We start from the raw sequence: 17,245 nt of genomic DNA, 5'->3' as shown, positions 1-17,245 counted from the left end.
CGGCCCGTCACCAGGCGCGTCGCGTGGTCGAGACGGCGGCTGCGCTCAGGGCGGGCCGGGCGGTCTGATGGGGCGCAGACCGTGCCGCCGGTCAGCGTACGGGCGACTCGGCGACGCGGCGGTACTCCGCCTCGGCCACTGCTGACAGACCATGGGCGCCACGTGTCCCGGACAGTGACCGCGCTTGTTCGAGCTGAGCCAGGGCATCGGTCCTGCGCTCGGGCGACGCGGCCAGCGCGACGCCCGCCTTGACTCGCGCAGCTGCTTCGTAGAGGGGCATACGACAGGCACTGAACCCCTCTGCGGCATCCAGTGCGAACCGTGCTGCAACCGCCGTGTCGTGCAGACTGAGATGGATCTCGGCGCGGGAGAGTGCGACGAAGGCCTGCTGGTTTTGCGGTCCTTCAGGACTCGCCGCGGCCGCGGCTCGGTCTGCCCAGGAAGCGGCGGCTGCGTGGTCGCCCCTGGCCAGCTCCGCACCGGACAGCAGCATGAACCACAAAGTGCGCGTCGGGGCCTCGAATCTGGGCAGGTCGGGACCTCCGCCCGCGCGGGTGACCGTGCGGATGCACCCGTCCGGGTCACCGTCGATGAGCATGGCCTGGCCGAGAATGCCGAGCGCAACGGACCTGACCGGTGCCGGCTCGGAATCGTCGACCGCGCGCAGGGAGATGACCAGCTTCTCGAGGGTGGAATGGTCGGTGGCGTTGTCCCCCTGCCACATGCGGGTCGCGGCGAGCACCGCGGAGGCGAACGAGGATGCCTCTTCGCTGCCGACGAACGAGGCGGCTTCCAGCGCCTCCTCAGCGCACCTTGACGCGTCGTCCAGGTTCCCGAGGAGCAGGTGGACGTGTGCTGAAGCGGCGAAGAGGTCACTGAGCAACAGGCTGTTGCCGGTACGGCGGGACAACTCGAGTCCCAGGTCGAGATGGTGCAGGGCCGAGTCATATTGGCCCAGCAGCAGTTCCGTCCAGCCGATCACGGAAAGTGCGTCGATGTACTCCGGCCGCTCACTCTGCGCTGCGCTGAGCGTCTTGAGTAGTTGAGTGAGGTGGGCGCGGGAGCGGGCGTGGTCGCCGTTCGAGGCGTACGCGAGCGCCAGCAGCCCTAGAGCCAGTGCGAGCCGTGGGGGGTCACCTGCCTTCTCCGCTGAAACAAGGGCCCGTTCGCTCCAGTGGACGGCTGTGGAGAACTCGTCCGTGCGCTGTGCGATGGCGGCCAGCGCCATCTCCAGTTCCGCGGTGTCATGCGCCGACCGGCCGTCCCGGTCCTCCAACTCCCGGAGCAACAGGCGCATTGCCTGCTCGCAGTCGCCGAGCATCCACTCCATCGTGGCTTGGGCGACGACGACTCGGACCCGGATGTCCCCGGCCCGGGAAGGCAACAGCGAAGCCGTGGTACGCAGCAGGTCACGGCTCTCTCGTAGTCGTCCGGCCGCGCCGAGCGCACTTGCCCTCTGCAACCACAGGTCGGGCCTGAGCCGGCCCTCGTCACCCAGCAGTCGTAGGGCCTCCCCTGTCCAGTGCGCGGCGGTGGACGGAGCAATGGTCAGCAGGTCGCGGGCGGCCTGCGCGAGCAGCTCCGCGGCCTTCTCGTCGCCCGGATGTGCTGATCGCTGTACGTGCGAGGCCTGCGTGGCCAACGGAGCGCCGCGCGACGCAAGGTATTCAGCGGCGCGGCCATGTGCGCTGATCAACCAGCCGGCGCCCGCTCCCTCGTACACGGCGGCCCGCACGAGCGGATGGCGGAACCTGAACTGGCCCGGTGCCCCCACGGGCCGCACCACGTCGTGTGCGGTGAGTTCGTCGAGGGCTGCGAGGGTGCGCACCTGATCGGATTCGGCGATGGCCGCGACCATCGTGACCGCGAAGGAGTCGCCGAGGACGGCGGCCGCACGTGCGCAGAGCCGCGCCGAATCGGACAGGCCCTGTAACTCCGCCAGGAGCGAGTCCCGCACGGGTCGTGGCACGTCTCTCACGGATGCTGTCGGATCCATGGGGGCGGCCGCGGTGAGCCGCTCGGAGGGCATCCGGGTCAGCGCCTCCAGATAGAACGGATTCCCGCCGCTGACCTTGTACAGCTGACTCCAGCGCCCCTGCCCCATGTCGCCGGCGAACAGTCCGGCCGCGTCCGTGGAGGACAGGGGCCCCAGGTCCACCTGAGATATCCGGCCGTCCGCCCCGGCCCGGGCCAGAGCCGCGGACAGCCGGGACGGGATCTGCCGCGGACGGTGGGCGAGCGCCAGCAGCACCGGCGTGTTCGGCGGATGCCGTATCAGGTGCTCGATCAACTCGGCGGTCGCGTCGTCCGTCCAGTGCAGGTCGTCCAGACTGAGTACCAGTCCCCGGCAGCCACCGCCCAGGGCTTCCAGCAGCGACCGCACTGCCCGATGGAGCCAGTACCGCTCGGCTTGAACCGGCTGCGCTGCCGGGCTCTCGTTCCAAAGTGCAGGGAAGACGGCACCGAGTTGCCGCACCGCCGCCGCCGGCAATGCGTGCACGGGGTTACCGCCCGCGGCCGCGGAAGCGAGGTGGTCGTCCAGCGCGTCCACGAAGGCACCGTAGGGAGCCTGGTCGAACTGCATGCTGCGCCCGGCCAGCACAAGCATCCCGCGCCTTCTCGCCTGCTCGCCCAACTCGGCGAGCAGGCGCGTCTTGCCGATACCGGGTTCACCGGCGAGCTCCACCACGTGTGCCCGGGCGCCGGACTCACCGGTGGTCAGATCTTCGAGAAGCCGGTCGAACATCGCCACCTCCTGGGCACGTCCCACGAGCCGGTCGCCGTGACGGCCTTGCGCCTTGGGACGCGTCCCGATGGTGGTCGACGCCGCTGGGTGGCGCGCGCCTGCGCCCTCGCTTCCGCGTCGGCGGCCGCGGGCGGCACTCCCGTCGGGCCGGCTGGGTGCCGTGTCCTCGCCGCGGAGGATCGCCTGGTGCAGTCGCCGTACCTCGGGCCCCGGGTCGGTGCCGAGTTCCTCGGCCAGCCGCTCCCGTAACGCGGCGAAACAGGCAAGGGCCTCCGGAGCGCGTCCGCCGATGTGCAGCGCCCTCATCAAGGCTGCCGCGAGCGGCTCGACCAGCGGGTGTTCGGCGACCAGATCAGGCAGCCGACCGACCACCGCCGCATGGTTGCCCGCTTCCAGCTCGCAGTCGGCCCAGGCGACCAGTGCGGCGATGTACTCCTGCTTCCAGCTCTCGCGGGTGCGGGCCGCCCAGGGCCCCGGTAGCCCGCCCATGGGTTGTCCCCGCCACAGCGCGCATGCTTGACGCAGCGTCAGTGCGCGTTCGGCCGGTGTGCGTTCAGGACTGCGCGCCTTCTCGACCAGCTGCCGGAAGCGGTGCAAGTCCACTTGGTCCGGGGCTGCGTTGAGGAGGTATCCGTCGGCGCGGCGCAGGACACTGGGTGGCGCCGTGAGGCCGCCGCCCTCATCAGGTACCGGGGCGCCCGGCTCTGCTTCCAGGAGCCGACGGATCCGGGCGATGTGCGAATAGAGCGAGGCCCGGGCCTCGGCGGGCGGATGCTCACCCCACAGCCGGTCGATCAGCGTGTCGACCGGGACCGGTCGGCCGACGTCCGCCAGCAGGGAGGCAAGCACGACTCGCCGCTGCGGCGGGCCCGGCTCCACTGTCCGGCCGGCCACGCGCAGCTCCAACGGGCCCAGCAGTCGAAAATCCGTCACGCCAACCCGTCTGATCGCATCCGCTCCATCACCTTGAGCGCACGTCCATCACATCAGGCACACGCGACATCGACAAGGTTTCGACAAGATCTCCACCAGGTCGGGGCGCCACCATCAACGCACACACCGCCGAGCGGCCGAGCGGGCCGGCCCCCACGGGGGAGGCCAGAGGGTCGGCGACGGGGCGAGGTCGCTCGGCAGTGTCGGTAGCACGACCGCTCGGCCCGAGTCGGACACACGAATCCGCGCATGTCCGGTGCAGAGGCAGAGAGCTACCGGTTACGAGGCATGCGCCCCGGGGCGCCGCAGTCAGGGGGACACCAGCATGAAGCGAGCACCCGTTGCCGCCTGCGTCGGCGCGGTGATCGTCGCCGTCACCGCGGCCGGCTGCACCGCGAGCCACCGGCCCGACTCCGCCACGCACGTACAGAAGGGCACCACGGCCCAGAACTCCAAGACCCAGGGCCGGGAGCTGACCGACGCCGAACAGATTCTCGTCCAACGGGCCGAAGCGCTGCTCGTGAAGAAGTGCATGGAGAACAAGGGCTTCAAGTACTGGGTGGGTTGGCTGCCGACCGTCGACGACCTCAAAGGCGACGGATATGTGCTCACCGATGTCGACTGGGCGAGGAAACACGGGTACGGCAGTCGGCTCAAGAGCAAGCTCCAGAAAGTCCAACGCGACGATCCGAACAACGCGTACGCCAACGCACTCCCGCAAAACGAGCGCGTCCGCTATGGCAAGGCGCTTGAAGGCGGCCCCTCCAGCGGCATGCTGACCGCCGAACTTCCCGCCGGCGGCACGGTCCAGACCCCTCGCGACAGTTGCCAGGCCGACGCCAAGAACCGGCTCTACGGCGACTTCGCGACCTGGTTCCGCGTCGAGAAGACCGCAACGAACCTGTCTTCCCTGTACGTACCCGACCTCGTCAAGGACAAGCGCTTCGTGCACGCGGTCGAAAAGTGGTCGGCATGTATGCGCGAGGCGGGCCACAACTTCGCCGACCCGCCCGCCGTCAGACGACAACTGCCGCGGCTCACCAAGGGGTTGAGCGCGAAGAAGGCATACGCCGTCGAGGTTGAACTGGCGGTCTCCGAGGCCACCTGTGCAACGCAGACCCCACTGTCCGGCACGGCACACGCGCTGGAAACCGAGTACCGCGACCGGAAGCTCCGTCGGTACGCCAAGGACATCACCACCTATCAGCGCATGAGCCTCCTCGCCCTCCAGCGGGCCAAGGACATCACCGGCTCAACGGCCTGAGTCCCGCGCGACCACGCGCCTTCAGCCCTGACGCCGCGCGCCTTCAGTCCGGGATCGCAGACCCATCGGTCCGCGGCTCCGGGACTGCCCACACCTCCGCAGCACCACGGCTGCGGACAGCCGAAGACGGCACCAGCAGAACAAGGAGAAACGACCATGCGCAAGATCCTGGCCACAGCCGCCACCATCGGCCTCGCGGGCCTCGGAGCGCTCGTCCCCGCAGGCGGCGCTCAAGCCGCCACAGCCTGCGACAACGCGTGGAACAGTGCGTCATCCGGCTACTTCTACGCCTACGCCTCCGACAACTGCACCGGCTACCTCGGCAGGGCCGATGGCGAGGACTCGAACTGGGGAAATGACCAGGGCGGGTTCCAGGGCAGCGCCACCAACAATGCCGAGTCCATCCTGCACAAGGGGACGTCCGGCCTGGCCGTCCAGGTCTTCAACGGGACGGGGACGGACTGGGGCGGCGGCTACACCTGCATCAAGAAGTCCGAGTACTACATGAGCAGCCTCAACGGCTTCTCCTTCAGCAGCGGCTACGACGTGGACAACGCGATCAGCTCCCACCGCTGGGTGACGGAAGCCTCGTGCAACGGCCACTTCCTGGATTCCTGACCCGTCCGGAAACCCGCCCGACCGATCCGCACACTCACCCCGTGGCCCGCCGCCTCCCGGCGGGTCACGGCACGTTGCGCCCCGGACGTAGGGCCAGCGGATCGCCGTCCTCGTCGCCGCTCTCAACGAGTGGCTGTGACCAGGCAACTCAAGGCGGGAAGCACACTTCGCAGGTCGTCGTCGTCCACCGTGGCTGTCGCTACTGCCCGCGCACCCGCCGAGGCGTTGAACGCCACGCTCAACTCGACAGCCGCAAACAGCGGCAGGTCGGACCGGCTGTCGCCGACAGCTCCGCATGCGTGAGGGGCCAGCCCCAGCTCCCGCGCCTGCGCAAGGGCGAAGTCTCGTTTGTCGTACTCGTCGAAGTGACGAGCGACCCGGCCCGTGAACCGGCCGTCGGTGGTCTCCAGCCGAGGCCCGCTGAACGTGTGGAAGCCGAAACGGTCAGTCAGATAGCTGCCGACCGGCGACCAGGCCAGGGTTGCCAGCATGGGCACCAATCCGTTCCGCCGGCACCAGACCACGGTCTCCGTGATGCCCGAGACCAAGGGAAGTCCGTCGAGCCAGCCAGAGATCTGTTCCTCGGACATGCCCGCCCAGCCTGCGGCATCAAGCTCGGAAACTTGTCGATTGTCCAGGGCGCCGGAGGCATAGGCGTCCTCGGCCTTGGCCAACTCGTCCCGATGGCCGAGGAAGCCGGCCAGAAAGACCGACGAACTGGTACCTGGGACCAGGGTGCCGTCGACGTCGAAGAACACAGCGCCCACGTGATCGGATGACAACACCGACCAAGGATGCCACCAGTACGCGAGTGGAAGAGGAGTTGATGCAGCGGGTGCCCGGGCCGGTGAAGGTGTCGCCATCGGGCCCGAGGAGAAGGCCGTCGCCTTCGACTGGGAGCTGTCGATGACGGCCGGTTGGGGTGGGGTTCGCGGTTAACGGCAGGGAAAGTCGCGGCGTACCCCAGCACAACCAACCGTCTCTCTGGTGAGTCGTACTGGGCGGCGTGAGGGCCAAGGGCCCCTCTCCTTCGGCGCCCGTACTCTCGGCACGGTCGCGAGCGGGGCCTGGCTCGGCGACGCGTTCCCGCGCTGATCCCCCGCCCCCCGCCCTCGTCACCGCCTACGTCAGGACAACCATGGCTTCCCGTTCCCTTCCCCGGCGCCGCAGACAGCTCCTCCTCGCTACCGGTATCGCCCTGGTCAGCGGTGCCGTGCTGGTTCCCGTCGTCGACGCCGCCACCCCGGCCGCGACGACCGCCACCACGCCCAGCACCAAGCGCCTGCACGACGACTTCAACGGCGACGGCTACCCCGACCTGGCGATCGGCGCGCCGGGCACCACGTTGAACGGGCAGGCGAAGGCGGGGGCCGTCAGCGTGCTGTACGGCTCGTCCAGCGGGCTGTCGACCTCGCGCAAGCAGGTGCTGACCTGGTCGAGCCGGTCGACGACGCAGCCACAGACGCGCTACGGCAGCGACCTGCAGAGCGGCGACCTCGACAGGGACGGCTACGCCGATCTGCTGTCGCTCGTGGACATGTCGCCGATCAGCGGCTACGACGGACGTTTCCTGGCCGTCAACTGGGGCGGCCCCAAGGGGCTGTCGGCCACGCCGACCCTGCTGAGGAACGTGCCGGCGAACTCCCGCGGCTCCTTCGTGGTCGCCGACGTCGACGGGGACAAGTACCCGGATGTGGTGGCGTCGGGCGACGACTACGGCGACGAGAACACGCCGGGCGAGGGCTCGGTGCTGCACGGCCCGTTCAGGCGGGACGGCGGCAGCGCGAGTACGACCCGGTTCACCCTCGTCGCCCCCGGCGAGGAGTGGTACGCCCTCGCGATGGCCGCCGGTGACGTGAACGGCGACGGAATCGCCGATCTGGCCGTCAGCGCCAGACAGTTGGACGGCGAGGTCGGTACCGGTGGGGTGGCCCTGATGCTGGGCGGTCCTTCCGGGTTCACGTACAAGGGCCTCCTCAAGGACTCCCAGGGCCGGCTCATCCGCGGCGACGACGTCGCGATCGGCGACCTCGACAAGGACGCTCACGCCGAGATCGTCGTCGGCCACTCCGTCGACGGCACCGACTACGACATCGACCTCCCGGTCAAGGGCGGTGCCATCGCCGTCGTCCACGGCGGCCCGAACGGCGTGTCCACCACCCGCAAGCCGGTGTGGATCAACCAGGACACCGCGGGTGTACCGGGCGTCGGGGAGTGGCACGACGGCATGGGCTCGGGCCTGTCGATCGGCGACACCAACGGCGACGGCTACCTGGACGTGGTGACCGGCCTGCCCGGCGAGGACTTCGACGGCCTCACCGACGCCGGCACCGTGCTCGTGCTGCGCGGCAGCGCGAACGGCCTGACCACCACCGGCGTCAAGTCGTTCAGCCAGAACACCGCCGGGGTACCCGGCACCGCCGAGAAGCTGGACCGTTTCGGCAGCGAGAGCGCCCTCGTCGACGCCAACGGCGACAAGAAGGACGGCCTGGTCGTCGGCGACTGGGCGGAGAACACGAACAACGGTGCCGCGTGGGTCTTCTCGGCCACCTCCAGCGGCATCACCGCGAGCGGCTCCTTCTCGTTCGGCCCGTCCACCATGGGCCTGCCCGCGACCGGGGCCCAATTCGGAGCCTCATTGGCCGACTGACAGCGACCACATCCCCGTACGAACGCAAGCCAGCTGGGGCGGGCGGGCCTCCGGCCGATTGGTGCGTGGAATCATCGGCGGCTGAACTGGTGCGGATCTGTGTGAAGGTGGTGGCGGGGCATGGTGGCCGGCTGGGAATGGGACGAAACGTTGTTTGCGGGTACGGCCGCCTACTACCGGCGTGGGCGGCTTCCCTATGCCCCTGGGCTGGCGGAACTGCTCGCCGAGGTCCTGCAGCTCGATGGGCGGGGGCGCCTCGTCGACGTGGGGTGCGGGCCCGGAACTCTCGCTCTGGGCTTCTCGCATCTGTTCGGCGAGATCGTCGGCGTGGACCCGGACAAGGGGATGCTCGCCGAAGCCGCTCGCGAAGCCGTTTCGCGCGGAGTGACCGGGAAGGTGCGGTGGGTTCAGGCCCGGGCCGAGGAACTGCCCGCGGGGCTCGGGACGTTCACCGTCGCGACCTTCGGTCAGTCCTTCCACTGGATGGACCGCGATCTGGTGGCGGCGACCGTGCGGGACATGCTCCGGCCCGGCGGGGTGCTGGTGCACATCTCCGACTTGCCGACGGAGGTCCGCAGCGCCGAAGGTCTGCCGTATCCGGGGGCACCGTACGAGGCGATCCAGGATCTGGTACGGCGCTACCTCGGGCCGGTCCGGCGAGCCGGTCGGGGCGTGTTGGCGCAGGGCACGCCCGGTGGTGAGGCCGAGGTGTATGCCCGGGCGGGGTTCTCCGGTCCGCAGCGTCATGTCGTTGCCGGCGGACAGCCGCTGGTACGCACGGTTGACGACGTCGTCGCGGGCCAGTTCTCAATGTCGTACTCGGCGCCTCACCTCTTCGGCACGCGTCTCGGCGCATTCGAGGCGGATGTGCGTCGGCTGCTGAACGAAGCGTCCCCGTCGGGCCGGTTCTCGGAGCGTCAGCCGAGCACCGAGGTCTTCGTATGGGGGAAGGGAGTCTGACTCGCGTCGGCGCCTGTCCGGCGGACGGCACGCTTAGGCTCTCGAGCGTCACCAGTACAACCCGAGGAGCGTCACCGTGTTCGACCCCGCGCCGGAGTACCCGTACCCCGAATCCCACAGGCCGGGCGGTGCGCCCGCGCCGCACCCGCTGCTGGCGCCCGTGCTCGGTCTCCTGGGCGCCTGGCACGGTCGGGGCCAGGGCGGGTATCCGACGCTGGACGGGGACTTCGCGTATGGGCAGGAGGTCACCTTCAGCCACGACGGCCGGCCCTTCCTCCGCTACGAGGCCCGGGCCTGGCTGCTCGATGCCGACGGGGCACCCCTGCGTCCGGCGGCCCGGGAGAGCGGCTGGTGGCGGCTGCAACCCGACGGCCGGGTGGAAGCACTGATCACCCAGCCCACCGGCATCGCGGAGATCGCGGTCGGACAGGCCGCCGAGGACACGGTCGAGCTCGCCACCCACGAAGTGGCCCTCACCCCGACCGCCAAGGAAGTCACCGCCACCCGCCGCCATTACACCCTGACCGACGGCGACACCCTCACGTTCGTGCACGAACTCGCGGCGGTCGGGCAGCCGTTGCAGCACCATCTCTCGGCGACCCTGCGCCGCAAGGAATAGGCGACCGGCCCGGGCACCCCGTCACACTTCGAGGTCCTGGGCAGGCTGGTCGGCGGTCAGGCTTCCCAGGAGGGCGAGGGTCTGTTCCGAGGTGCTGCCGGGGGCGGCCTGGTAGACGACCAGTTGCTGTCCGGGGGCGCTGTTGACGGTCAACGATTCGTAGTCCAGCGTCAGTTCGCCCACCAGGGGATGCTGGAAGCGTTTGGTCTCGTGAGTCTTCTGGCGGATGTCGTGGCGGGCCCAGAGCCGGCGGAACTCCTTGCTCTTCAGGGAGAGTTCGCCCACGGTGCGGATCAGCTGAGGGTCGTCGTGGTGGTCGGTGCCCGCCGCCGAGCGGAGGGCACCCACGGTGTTGACCGCCGCCTTCTCCCAGTCGGGGTAGAACGCCCGCGCATCCGGGTCCAGGAACACGAGCCGTACGAGATCGCCGCTGTAGGTGTGTCCGGCGAACAGGGCCCGGCCCAGGGCGTTGTGGGCCAGCACGGTCATGCAGGGGCCCAGGACCACGGCCGGAGTGCGGTGCCAGCCCTCCATCATCCGCAGCAGAACCGGGCTGACCCGTTCCCGGCCCGTCCGTGCGGCCGCCCGGCCGGGGACGGGTCCCGGGCGGGCCAGGCGGTGGAGATGGGCGGCCGCTTCCGGGTCCAGATGCAGAGCCGAAGCCAGGGCCTCGACAACCTGGGCGGAGGGATGCCGCTCGCGGCCCTGCTCCAGCCGTACGTAGTAGTCGGTGCTGACGCCGGCCAGCAGCGCGACCTCTTCCCGGCGCAGCCCCGCCACCCGGCGCCGGGCCGACACCGGCAGCCCCGAGTCCTCCGGCCGTACCAGGCAACGGCGGGCGCGCAGGTATTCCCCGAGCGGGTTCGTGCTGTCCATGGCCTCAACCCTAGGCACGGCACAGCCCGGGAGGGGAGATCGGAAGGTGGCCGTGGAACTCCTACGATCAGCTCTCCCCGGAGAAGTGCGGCCTGGTCGGCGCGGCGCGGGGGCCGCAGGGTCCAAGGCATGACTTCCGAACCTCTCAAGACCGATACCGGCCCTCTCACCACCGCTTCCAGCCGTCCCGTCCAGCCCCTGACCGGCCGCGTCGCGGTCGTGACCGGCGCCTCCAGTGGGATCGGTGCGGCCACCGCCCGGCGCCTCGCCGCCGGTGGGGCCGACGTCGCGCTCCTGGGTCGGCGCGAGGACCGGCTGACGGAGCTGGCCGAGCGGCTTCGGGCCACGGCCGCCGGCACCGTACTGCCGCTCGCCGTCGACCTGACCGACCGGGAGGCCGTCGATGCCGCCGCGCGTGCCGTCGCCGCGGAGCTCGGCGGGGTCGACCTCGTCGTGGCCAATGCCGGTGTGATGCTCGGCGCTCCCTTCGAGGCCGCCCGGACCGACGAGTGGGACCGCATGATCGACGTCAATCTGCGCGGTCTGCTGCACACGGCGCGCGCGTTCACCGACGACCTGCTCGCCGCCGCGGCCCGGGGGCTGCCTGCGGATCTGGTCCACGTCGGTTCCGTGGCCGGCCACTCGCTGTACCCCAACTGGTCGGTCTACTGCGCCACCAAGTCCGCCGTCGCCCATCTGACCCGCAACCTGCGCGCCGAACTGGGGCCTCGCGGTGTCCGCGTGCGGAACGTCGAACCCGGCGTCACCGTCACGGAACTCGGCTCGGACATGCAGGACGACGACATGCGCACCACTCTGTCCCGCATGCGCACCGACCTGCGCCCGCTGGTCGCGGAGGACGTCGCCGAAGCCGTTGCCTTCTCGGTGGCCGCACCGCCGCATGTCAACATCGCGGAGCTGGTGGTCGTGCCCGTCCAGCAAGGCTGACCCCCGCCCGTCACGCCGCTGTCGGAGCCTCTCGCAAGATGTTCATGGCCGGAACTCGCCCCTCGTTGACCGGAGTCAACCGACGGAAGTTGAAAGTTATTCGCTTACCGCCGGTAATCCCTTGCCTTCACACGCCACTCACCCGTAGACCTTGCTTTCACGAAATGCCGTGACTCTGGGGGGAGTTGGCATATGCAAGGCACTGTTGACGGGTTCCGCTACGGTGCGGTGACCCCGGTGGCGGCCTATTTGATGGCCTGCCTGGGAGGGGCGCTGGGGCTGCGGTGCATCGTCCGGTCCCTGCTCAACGAACAGTCCTGGAAGCCCGGTTGGCTGGCGCTGGGCGCCGCGTCGATCGGCTGCGGGATCTGGACGATGCACTTCATCGCGATGCTCGGTTTCCAGGTCCAGGAGACCGGCATCCGCTACGACGCCGGTCTCACCCTGCTCAGCCTGGGCGTGGCGATCGTCGTGGTCGGCATCGGCGTGTTCATCGTCGGCTATCTGGGCGCCGGCACGCTCACCCTGTCCGTCGCGGGTGTGATCACCGGTCTCGGTGTCGCCGCGATGCACTACCTCGGCATGGCGGCGATGGAGGTGAACGGCGACATCCAGTACGACACGTTCACCGTCGCCCTGTCCGTCGGCATCGCGATCGCCGCCGCGACCGCCGCGCTGTGGGCGGCCGTCACCCTCCGCGGCTTCCTGGCCAGCCTGGGGGCCAGCCTGGTCATGGGCGTGGCGGTGTCCGGCATGCACTACACGGCCATGGCCGCCGTCAGCGTCCATGTGCACGGCAGCGGCAGCGGGGCCTGGGCGGGCGACTCGCCGACCTCGCTGCTGCTCCCGATGCTGCTGGGACCGGCCGTCTTCCTGCTGCTGGCCGGCGTCGTGGTGATGTTCGACCCGCTGCTGGTGCTGGGCGACGGCGACTGGAACCGGTCGCCTTCGTCCCGCAAGGACCGCGCGGCCGACCTGGGGAAGATCCCCGCGCCGCGCAACGGCGGCACCCTGTTCGACAACACCCCGGGGACCGCACGGTCACGGCCGGACTCCTACGCTCCCGCCCCTCCCGCGCGATCCCAGCAGGGTTCGCACGGCGACACGCAGCCGCAGTGGGCCCCGCCGCCCACCCGCGAGTGGTGAGGCGTCAGCCCGCCTGCCGTGCCTCGAGCGCCGTGCGATGGGTGAGCGGCTCGCGCAGGCCGAGGTGCTCGCGCAGGGTCGTACCGGTGTACTCCGTGCGGTAGACGCCCCGTTCCTGCAGTTCGGGGACGAGCAGGTCGACGATGTCGTCGAGGCCGTCGGGAATGAGGTACGGCGTGACGTTGAAGCCGTCGACGGCGCCGTGCCGCACGTAGTGTGCGAACTTGTCGGCGAGGCCGGACGGGGTGCCGACGTGCCCGCGCTGCGGACCGAGGGCGATGACGGCCTCCCGCAGCGACCAGCCGTTGGCGTCCGCCTTCTCCCGCCACTCGGCGACGACCTTGTGCGGATCGGCGATGCGGCGGGCGCCGAAGGAGCCGTCGTTGTCCTCGACGACGGGGTCCTCCTTGGGCAGTGGCCCGTCGGCGTCGCGGTCGGACAGGTCGCGGTTCCAGACGAGTCCGGCGATGCTCAACGCCGTTGCCGGGGTGACCTGTTGGAGCCGGATCCACCGCTTCTTCTCCAGGGCCTCCTCCTCGGTGGCCCCGATGATGATCTCCGTGCCGGGCAGGATGCGGATGTCGTCGTCGGGCCGCCCGGCCACCCGCAGGCGGGTGCGGATGTCGTCGGCGAAGGCGAGCGCGTCGTCGAAGTCGTTGCCGTGCGCGGAGAAGATGACGTCGGCGTTGCGGGCGGCGAAGTCCCGTCCCGCGCCGGAGTCCCCGGCCTGGAAGATCACCGGGTGGCCCTGGTTGCTGCGCGGCAGGGTCGGGGCGAGGTCGATGTCGAACTGCGGCCCCTGGTGGCGCACTTGGCGTACGGAACCGGGCGCGGCCCAGGCCGGGCCGTCGGTGGACGTGGCGATCGCTCCGTCGGCCCAGCCGTCCCAGAGCGCGCGGGCCACGGTGAGGAACTCCTCGGCGCGCCGGTAGCGGTCGGCGTGGTCGAGGTAGCCGCCGCGGCGGAAGTTGGCGCCGGTCCAGGCGTTGTCGGTGGTCACCACGTTCCAGCCGGCGCGCCCCCGGGAGAGCAGATCGAGGCCTGAAAGGCGGCGAGCGAGATCGGCGGGCTCGTTGTAGGTGGCGTTGGAGGTGCTGACCAGGCCGATCCGGTCGGTGACGGCGGCGAGTGCGGCGAGCTGGGTGATGGCGTCCGGCCGCCCGGCGACATCGAGTTCGTGGATACGGCCGTCGACCTCGCGCAGCCGCAGCCCCTCACCGAGGAAGAACGCGTCGAACAGGCCCCGTTCGGCGCTCTGCGCGACGCGGCGGAAGCTGGCGGGGTCGATCTGGGAGCCGCTGGCCGGGTCGGACCAGATGGTCCAGTGGTTGACCCCCTGGAAGAACACGCCGAAGTGCAGCTGGGCGTGCGGCCGGGGGACGTCCAGGGGGTCGGTGCGGGTCATCGGTTCTCCTCGCGGGGGCCGGCGGCGGCGTAGCGGTTGGCGGGGCGTTCCAGTCCGAGGGTGGCGCGCAGTGACGTGCCCGGCAGCGGGCGGGCGGCCAGGCGCTGGTCGACGAGCTCGGGCAGGACCAGGCGGGAGAGGACGGGCAGGTCCTCGTCGAGTACGAGCGGGTGCAGTCGTACGCCGTCGACGACGCGGCTCAACTCCCGCAGGAGCCCGGTGAGTTCGGCGGCCGTGCCGACGTGCCGCAGTCGGCCCCGGTCCGGCCAGGGTGCGTACCGTTCGAGGTCGGCGACGCGTTCGTCGGCCGTGGCCTGCGGGGTGTCCAGGGCGACCTCGACCTCGGCGAAGGTGCGCGCTGTCGCGGTGGACGTCGCCGTCACCGTCGCGAGGTCGCGGCCGGAGACGAGGGCGACATCGAGCTGTGCGTCGGGCACGCTGCCGTGCCGGGCGAACACCACGAGCTGGCCCTGGGGCGGGCGTGGCACGATGGCCGGGCCTTTCACGGCGTACGTCTCGCCGGTGAAGTCGATGTAGTGCAGGCGCTCGCGGTCAAGGTAGCGGCCGGTCGCCACGTGCCGGACGGCCGCGTCGTCCTCCCACGAGTCCCACAGCGCACGCACCACCTCCACGCCGTCCCGGGCCTCCCGGGCGAGCGCCACACCGGTCACCTCGGGGCGGCCCCAGACGCGGGCCGATTCCGGGCGGGCCTCCTCCCCCACGACCCAGCCGGCCCGTCCGCTCGCGATGTGGTCGAGCGAGGCCAACTGCGAGGAGACGTGGAAGGGTTCGGCGTAGGTGACGGCTAGGACGGGGGCGATGCCGAGGGTGCTGGTCGAGGCGGCGACGAACGCGGCCCGCTCGACCGCGCCGATCCGCCCGACGGGGTTGGGCGCGCTGCCCGGCGGCAGCGGGTCGTCCTCGAAGGTGATCAGCGTGAACCCGGCGTTCTCCGCGGCGGCGGCCACGCGTGCCAGGCGGCGCGGGTCGAGGAGTTCGGCGGGGGCGTGGGCGGCGCGGCGCCAGGCCGCGGGGTGGGCGCCGTCGCCGTCGGCTTCGAGGGCGAGATGCAGGGCGGGGCCGGACATGCGGGTTCCTTCCGGGGCGCGGCGATCGGGCCGACGGCGGGCGGCTGCCACGCGGGGCCGCCCCGGAAAGGGCCGGCGGCGACAGACGCCTGCCGTCGGTCACGGGACGCCGACGGATCAGCAGCAAGGGTCGTCGAGCGCGAGGACGCCCGGTCCACGACAAACACGCGGCCGACGGAGGATGCGGGTCGGCCGGGGCTCAGACAGGTACGGAAGGACAGACCGCGGAAGCGGTACGGCAGTAGTCGACGTGTCGGCGGGTGACCAGCTGCGTGCCCGTACCGGCACCGAGCGGTGCCGTGCCAGGAACGTGCATCGAGAGCCTCCACCGGTACGGAACTTGCCGCTTCAACGTACGTCGCGGGCCCCTGACCATGTCAAGAGCGCCCGTCGACGACCAGCGCAGCCCGGCCGCCTCGTACACCCCCTTCCCGTCCGCCACTTGATCGTTGTTACGGTTCAGCGGTGTCTGACTCTTCACGCGATACCGCCGAAGGCGCCGGCTGGGGCGCCGCCGAACAAGGCGGGTACAAGCAGCTGATGCCGCCCGAGGTCGAGAAGATCTCGTGGCTGAACCCCAGGACGCTGTGGGCCGCCCGCAACGGCGTGGTGGCCTCCTGGTTCGGGGACCCCACGGGCCGTACGCGCAGCAGATGGGTGGCACAGCGGGAGGCGGCCGGCGCGCCCGCGGACAAGGTGATCCGGCGCGAGGACCCGGACCGGTTCTCGTTCATGGTGATCGGCGACACCGGTGAGGGCGACGATCCCCAATACGCCGTCGTGCCGGGCTTTCTGAAGGTCAGTCAGGACACGAACTTCGCCGTCGTCGCCAGCGACGTCATCTATCCGGTGGGCAGCGCGGACGACTACGCCACAAAGTTCTTCCGGCCCTACCAGGACTACCGGGCGCCGATCTACGCGATACCCGGCAACCACGACTGGTACGAGGATCTCGGCGCCTTCATGCGGGTCTTCTGCGCGGACACCCCGCCCCTGGCCCCCGAGCCCGCGCAACGCCCCTTCACCCGGGCCTGGTTGCGTTCGCTGCTGTGGCACCGGCCGCGCGCGGGCGACGGTCAACGCCTGGACGAGGCCCGGCAGTTGCGGTCGGCACCGGCCCAACAGGCCGTCCAGCCGGGCCCGTACTGGGCCATCGACGCCGGACCCGTACGGCTCATCGGCATCGACACAGGCCTGCTCGGCACCATCGACGCCGAACAGGGCGCCTGGCTGCGCGAGGTGTCCAAGGGCCCCCGCCCGAAGATTCTGATCACCGGCTCGCCCCTGTACGTGGACGGCGAACACCGCCCCTGCACGATCGAAGGGGGCGCCGGCACGGTCGACGACATCGTCCGCGCCCCCGAGCACCACTACGTCGCGGCGATCGGCGGCGACATCCACAACTACCAGCGCTACCCGGTGCAGGTGGACGGCCGGACCATCCAGTACGTCGTCTCGGGCGGCGGCGGCGCGTTCATGCACGCCACCCACACCATCCCGCGCGTCGACATCGCGGACGTCGCCGAGAAGGACTTCCGCTGCTACCCGCTGCGCGGTGACTCCCTCGCCTTCTACAGCAGGCTCTACGGACGCCGTCTGCGCCTGCGCCGCTTCTTCACCCTCACCGAGGCGGAGGCGATGGCCGTCATCGCCGAGCGCCTGGGCATCGCACCGACCCGTACCCCGGGCGGGCCCGTGCGCGTCACCCGCCGTACGCGGCTCGTCGCCAGCCTGCTCGGCGCCGGCGGCCGCCCCGACCGCACGTCCCGGTTCCGGCTGCCCGTGCGCAAGATCTACACGCAGCTGTTCTCGCCGAGTTCGGCCACGTACAGCCCGCCCTTCTTCAAGTGCTTCCTGCGCCTGGACGTCACCCCGGAGGCGATCCGGCTGCGCTGCTACGCGGCCACCGGCAACCGCGCCCAGGAGGTCGAGCCGCCGGTCGAGGACGAGGTGACGATTCCGCTGGCCTGAGCCGACCTGATCTTGACCCGG

13 protein-coding genes are annotated in these 17,245 nt (G+C 70.7%); 8 read left to right on the top strand and 5 right to left on the bottom strand.

Features of this window, described 5'->3' with window-relative positions:
• Positions 1-91 precede the first annotated feature (91 nt).
• Positions 92-3,679 (bottom strand): BTAD domain-containing putative transcriptional regulator, encoded by a 3,588-nt coding sequence (locus tag ACFY1L_RS54290; protein WP_388842998.1) that lies wholly within the window; start codon positions 3,677-3,679, stop codon positions 92-94.
• Positions 3,680-4,004: 325 nt separating this feature from the next.
• Here ACFY1L_RS54290 and ACFY1L_RS54285 point away from each other — a divergent pair, with 325 nt between their 5' ends.
• Both ACFY1L_RS54285 and ACFY1L_RS54280 read left to right on the top strand, forming a co-directional pair.
• A complete protein-coding gene (locus tag ACFY1L_RS54285) occupies positions 4,005-4,943 on the top strand; it encodes a hypothetical protein (RefSeq protein WP_388842997.1) in 939 nt (312 codons plus the stop codon).
• Positions 4,944-5,099: 156 nt separating this feature from the next.
• Positions 5,100-5,561: a hypothetical protein gene (locus ACFY1L_RS54280; protein WP_388842996.1), complete on the top strand. Its 462-nt coding sequence runs from the start codon at positions 5,100-5,102 to the stop codon at positions 5,559-5,561.
• 122 nt (positions 5,562-5,683) lie between these two features.
• On the opposite strand, the gene ACFY1L_RS54275 is transcribed toward ACFY1L_RS54280, so the two are convergent.
• Positions 5,684-6,319, bottom strand: a complete 636-nt coding sequence (locus tag ACFY1L_RS54275; RefSeq protein ID WP_388842995.1) for an HAD family hydrolase — start codon at positions 6,317-6,319, stop codon at positions 5,684-5,686.
• Positions 6,320-6,699: 380 nt separating this feature from the next.
• On the opposite strand from ACFY1L_RS54275, the gene ACFY1L_RS54270 reads away from it, so the two are divergent.
• The 3 genes from ACFY1L_RS54270 to ACFY1L_RS54260 all read left to right on the top strand — a co-directional run bounded on the left by ACFY1L_RS54270 (position 6,700) and on the right by ACFY1L_RS54260 (position 9,790).
• Positions 6,700-8,211: an FG-GAP-like repeat-containing protein gene (locus ACFY1L_RS54270; protein ID WP_388842994.1), complete on the top strand. Its 1,512-nt coding sequence runs from the start codon at positions 6,700-6,702 to the stop codon at positions 8,209-8,211.
• A 120-nt stretch (positions 8,212-8,331) separates the two neighbouring features.
• Positions 8,332-9,171 (top strand): class I SAM-dependent methyltransferase, encoded by an 840-nt coding sequence (locus ACFY1L_RS54265; RefSeq protein ID WP_388842993.1) that lies wholly within the window; start codon positions 8,332-8,334, stop codon positions 9,169-9,171.
• A gap of 76 nt (positions 9,172-9,247) precedes the next feature.
• Positions 9,248-9,790 (top strand): FABP family protein, encoded by a 543-nt coding sequence (locus ACFY1L_RS54260; RefSeq protein ID WP_388842992.1) that lies wholly within the window; start codon positions 9,248-9,250, stop codon positions 9,788-9,790.
• A 21-nt stretch (positions 9,791-9,811) separates the two neighbouring features.
• On the opposite strand, the gene ACFY1L_RS54255 is transcribed toward ACFY1L_RS54260, so the two are convergent.
• On the bottom strand, positions 9,812-10,666 hold the full coding sequence (locus ACFY1L_RS54255; RefSeq protein WP_388842991.1) for a helix-turn-helix domain-containing protein: 855 nt from the start codon (positions 10,664-10,666) through the stop codon (positions 9,812-9,814).
• A 129-nt stretch (positions 10,667-10,795) separates the two neighbouring features.
• Between ACFY1L_RS54255 and ACFY1L_RS54250 the strand changes: the two genes are divergently transcribed.
• Together ACFY1L_RS54250 and ACFY1L_RS54245 are read left to right on the top strand one after the other, a co-directional pair.
• On the top strand, positions 10,796-11,614 hold the full coding sequence (locus tag ACFY1L_RS54250) for an SDR family oxidoreductase (protein WP_388842990.1): 819 nt from the start codon (positions 10,796-10,798) through the stop codon (positions 11,612-11,614).
• Positions 11,615-11,806: 192 nt separating this feature from the next.
• A complete protein-coding gene (locus ACFY1L_RS54245) occupies positions 11,807-12,760 on the top strand; it encodes an MHYT domain-containing protein (protein ID WP_388842989.1) in 954 nt (317 codons plus the stop codon).
• A gap of 4 nt (positions 12,761-12,764) precedes the next feature.
• Here the strand turns inward: ACFY1L_RS54245 and ACFY1L_RS54240 are convergent, their stop codons facing one another.
• Positions 12,765-14,165: an NtaA/DmoA family FMN-dependent monooxygenase gene (locus ACFY1L_RS54240; RefSeq protein ID WP_388842988.1), complete on the bottom strand. Its 1,401-nt coding sequence runs from the start codon at positions 14,163-14,165 to the stop codon at positions 12,765-12,767.
• Complete coding sequence (locus ACFY1L_RS54235) at positions 14,162-15,253, bottom strand: LLM class flavin-dependent oxidoreductase (protein ID WP_388842987.1); 1,092 nt, start codon at positions 15,251-15,253, stop codon at positions 14,162-14,164. Before ACFY1L_RS54235 ends, ACFY1L_RS54240 begins: the two co-directional genes overlap by 4 nt.
• Before the next feature lie 465 nt (positions 15,254-15,718).
• Here ACFY1L_RS54235 and ACFY1L_RS54230 point away from each other — a divergent pair, with 465 nt between their 5' ends.
• Positions 15,719-17,224 carry a metallophosphoesterase family protein gene (locus tag ACFY1L_RS54230; RefSeq protein ID WP_388842986.1) on the top strand — a complete coding sequence of 502 codons (1,506 nt, stop codon included), beginning with the start codon at positions 15,719-15,721 and terminating at the stop codon, positions 17,222-17,224.
• Positions 17,225-17,245 lie beyond the last annotated feature (21 nt).

This window comes from Streptomyces sp. NPDC001663 (assembly GCF_042893105.1).
Classification (GTDB): domain Bacteria; phylum Actinomycetota; class Actinomycetes; order Streptomycetales; family Streptomycetaceae; genus Streptomyces.
Note: the sequence above shows the minus strand (reverse complement) of the source record. Positions and strands in the feature narration are given on the sequence as shown.

Excerpts from the sequence above, each read along its gene's own strand:
- ACFY1L_RS54285 (WP_388842997.1), top strand. The coding sequence starts at position 4,005 with ATGAAGCGAGCACCCGTTGCCGCCTGCGTCGGCGCGGTGATCGTCGCC.
- ACFY1L_RS54280 (WP_388842996.1), top strand. The coding sequence starts at position 5,100 with ATGCGCAAGATCCTGGCCACAGCCGCCACCATCGGCCTCGCGGGCCTC.
- ACFY1L_RS54270 (WP_388842994.1), top strand. The coding sequence starts at position 6,700 with ATGGCTTCCCGTTCCCTTCCCCGGCGCCGCAGACAGCTCCTCCTCGCT.
- ACFY1L_RS54265 (WP_388842993.1), top strand. The coding sequence starts at position 8,332 with ATGGTGGCCGGCTGGGAATGGGACGAAACGTTGTTTGCGGGTACGGCC.
- ACFY1L_RS54255 (WP_388842991.1), bottom strand. The coding sequence starts at position 10,666 with ATGGACAGCACGAACCCGCTCGGGGAATACCTGCGCGCCCGCCGTTGC.
- ACFY1L_RS54250 (WP_388842990.1), top strand. The coding sequence starts at position 10,796 with ATGACTTCCGAACCTCTCAAGACCGATACCGGCCCTCTCACCACCGCT.
- ACFY1L_RS54245 (WP_388842989.1), top strand. The coding sequence starts at position 11,807 with ATGCAAGGCACTGTTGACGGGTTCCGCTACGGTGCGGTGACCCCGGTG.
- ACFY1L_RS54240 (WP_388842988.1), bottom strand. The coding sequence starts at position 14,165 with ATGACCCGCACCGACCCCCTGGACGTCCCCCGGCCGCACGCCCAGCTG.
- ACFY1L_RS54235 (WP_388842987.1), bottom strand. The coding sequence starts at position 15,253 with ATGTCCGGCCCCGCCCTGCATCTCGCCCTCGAAGCCGACGGCGACGGC.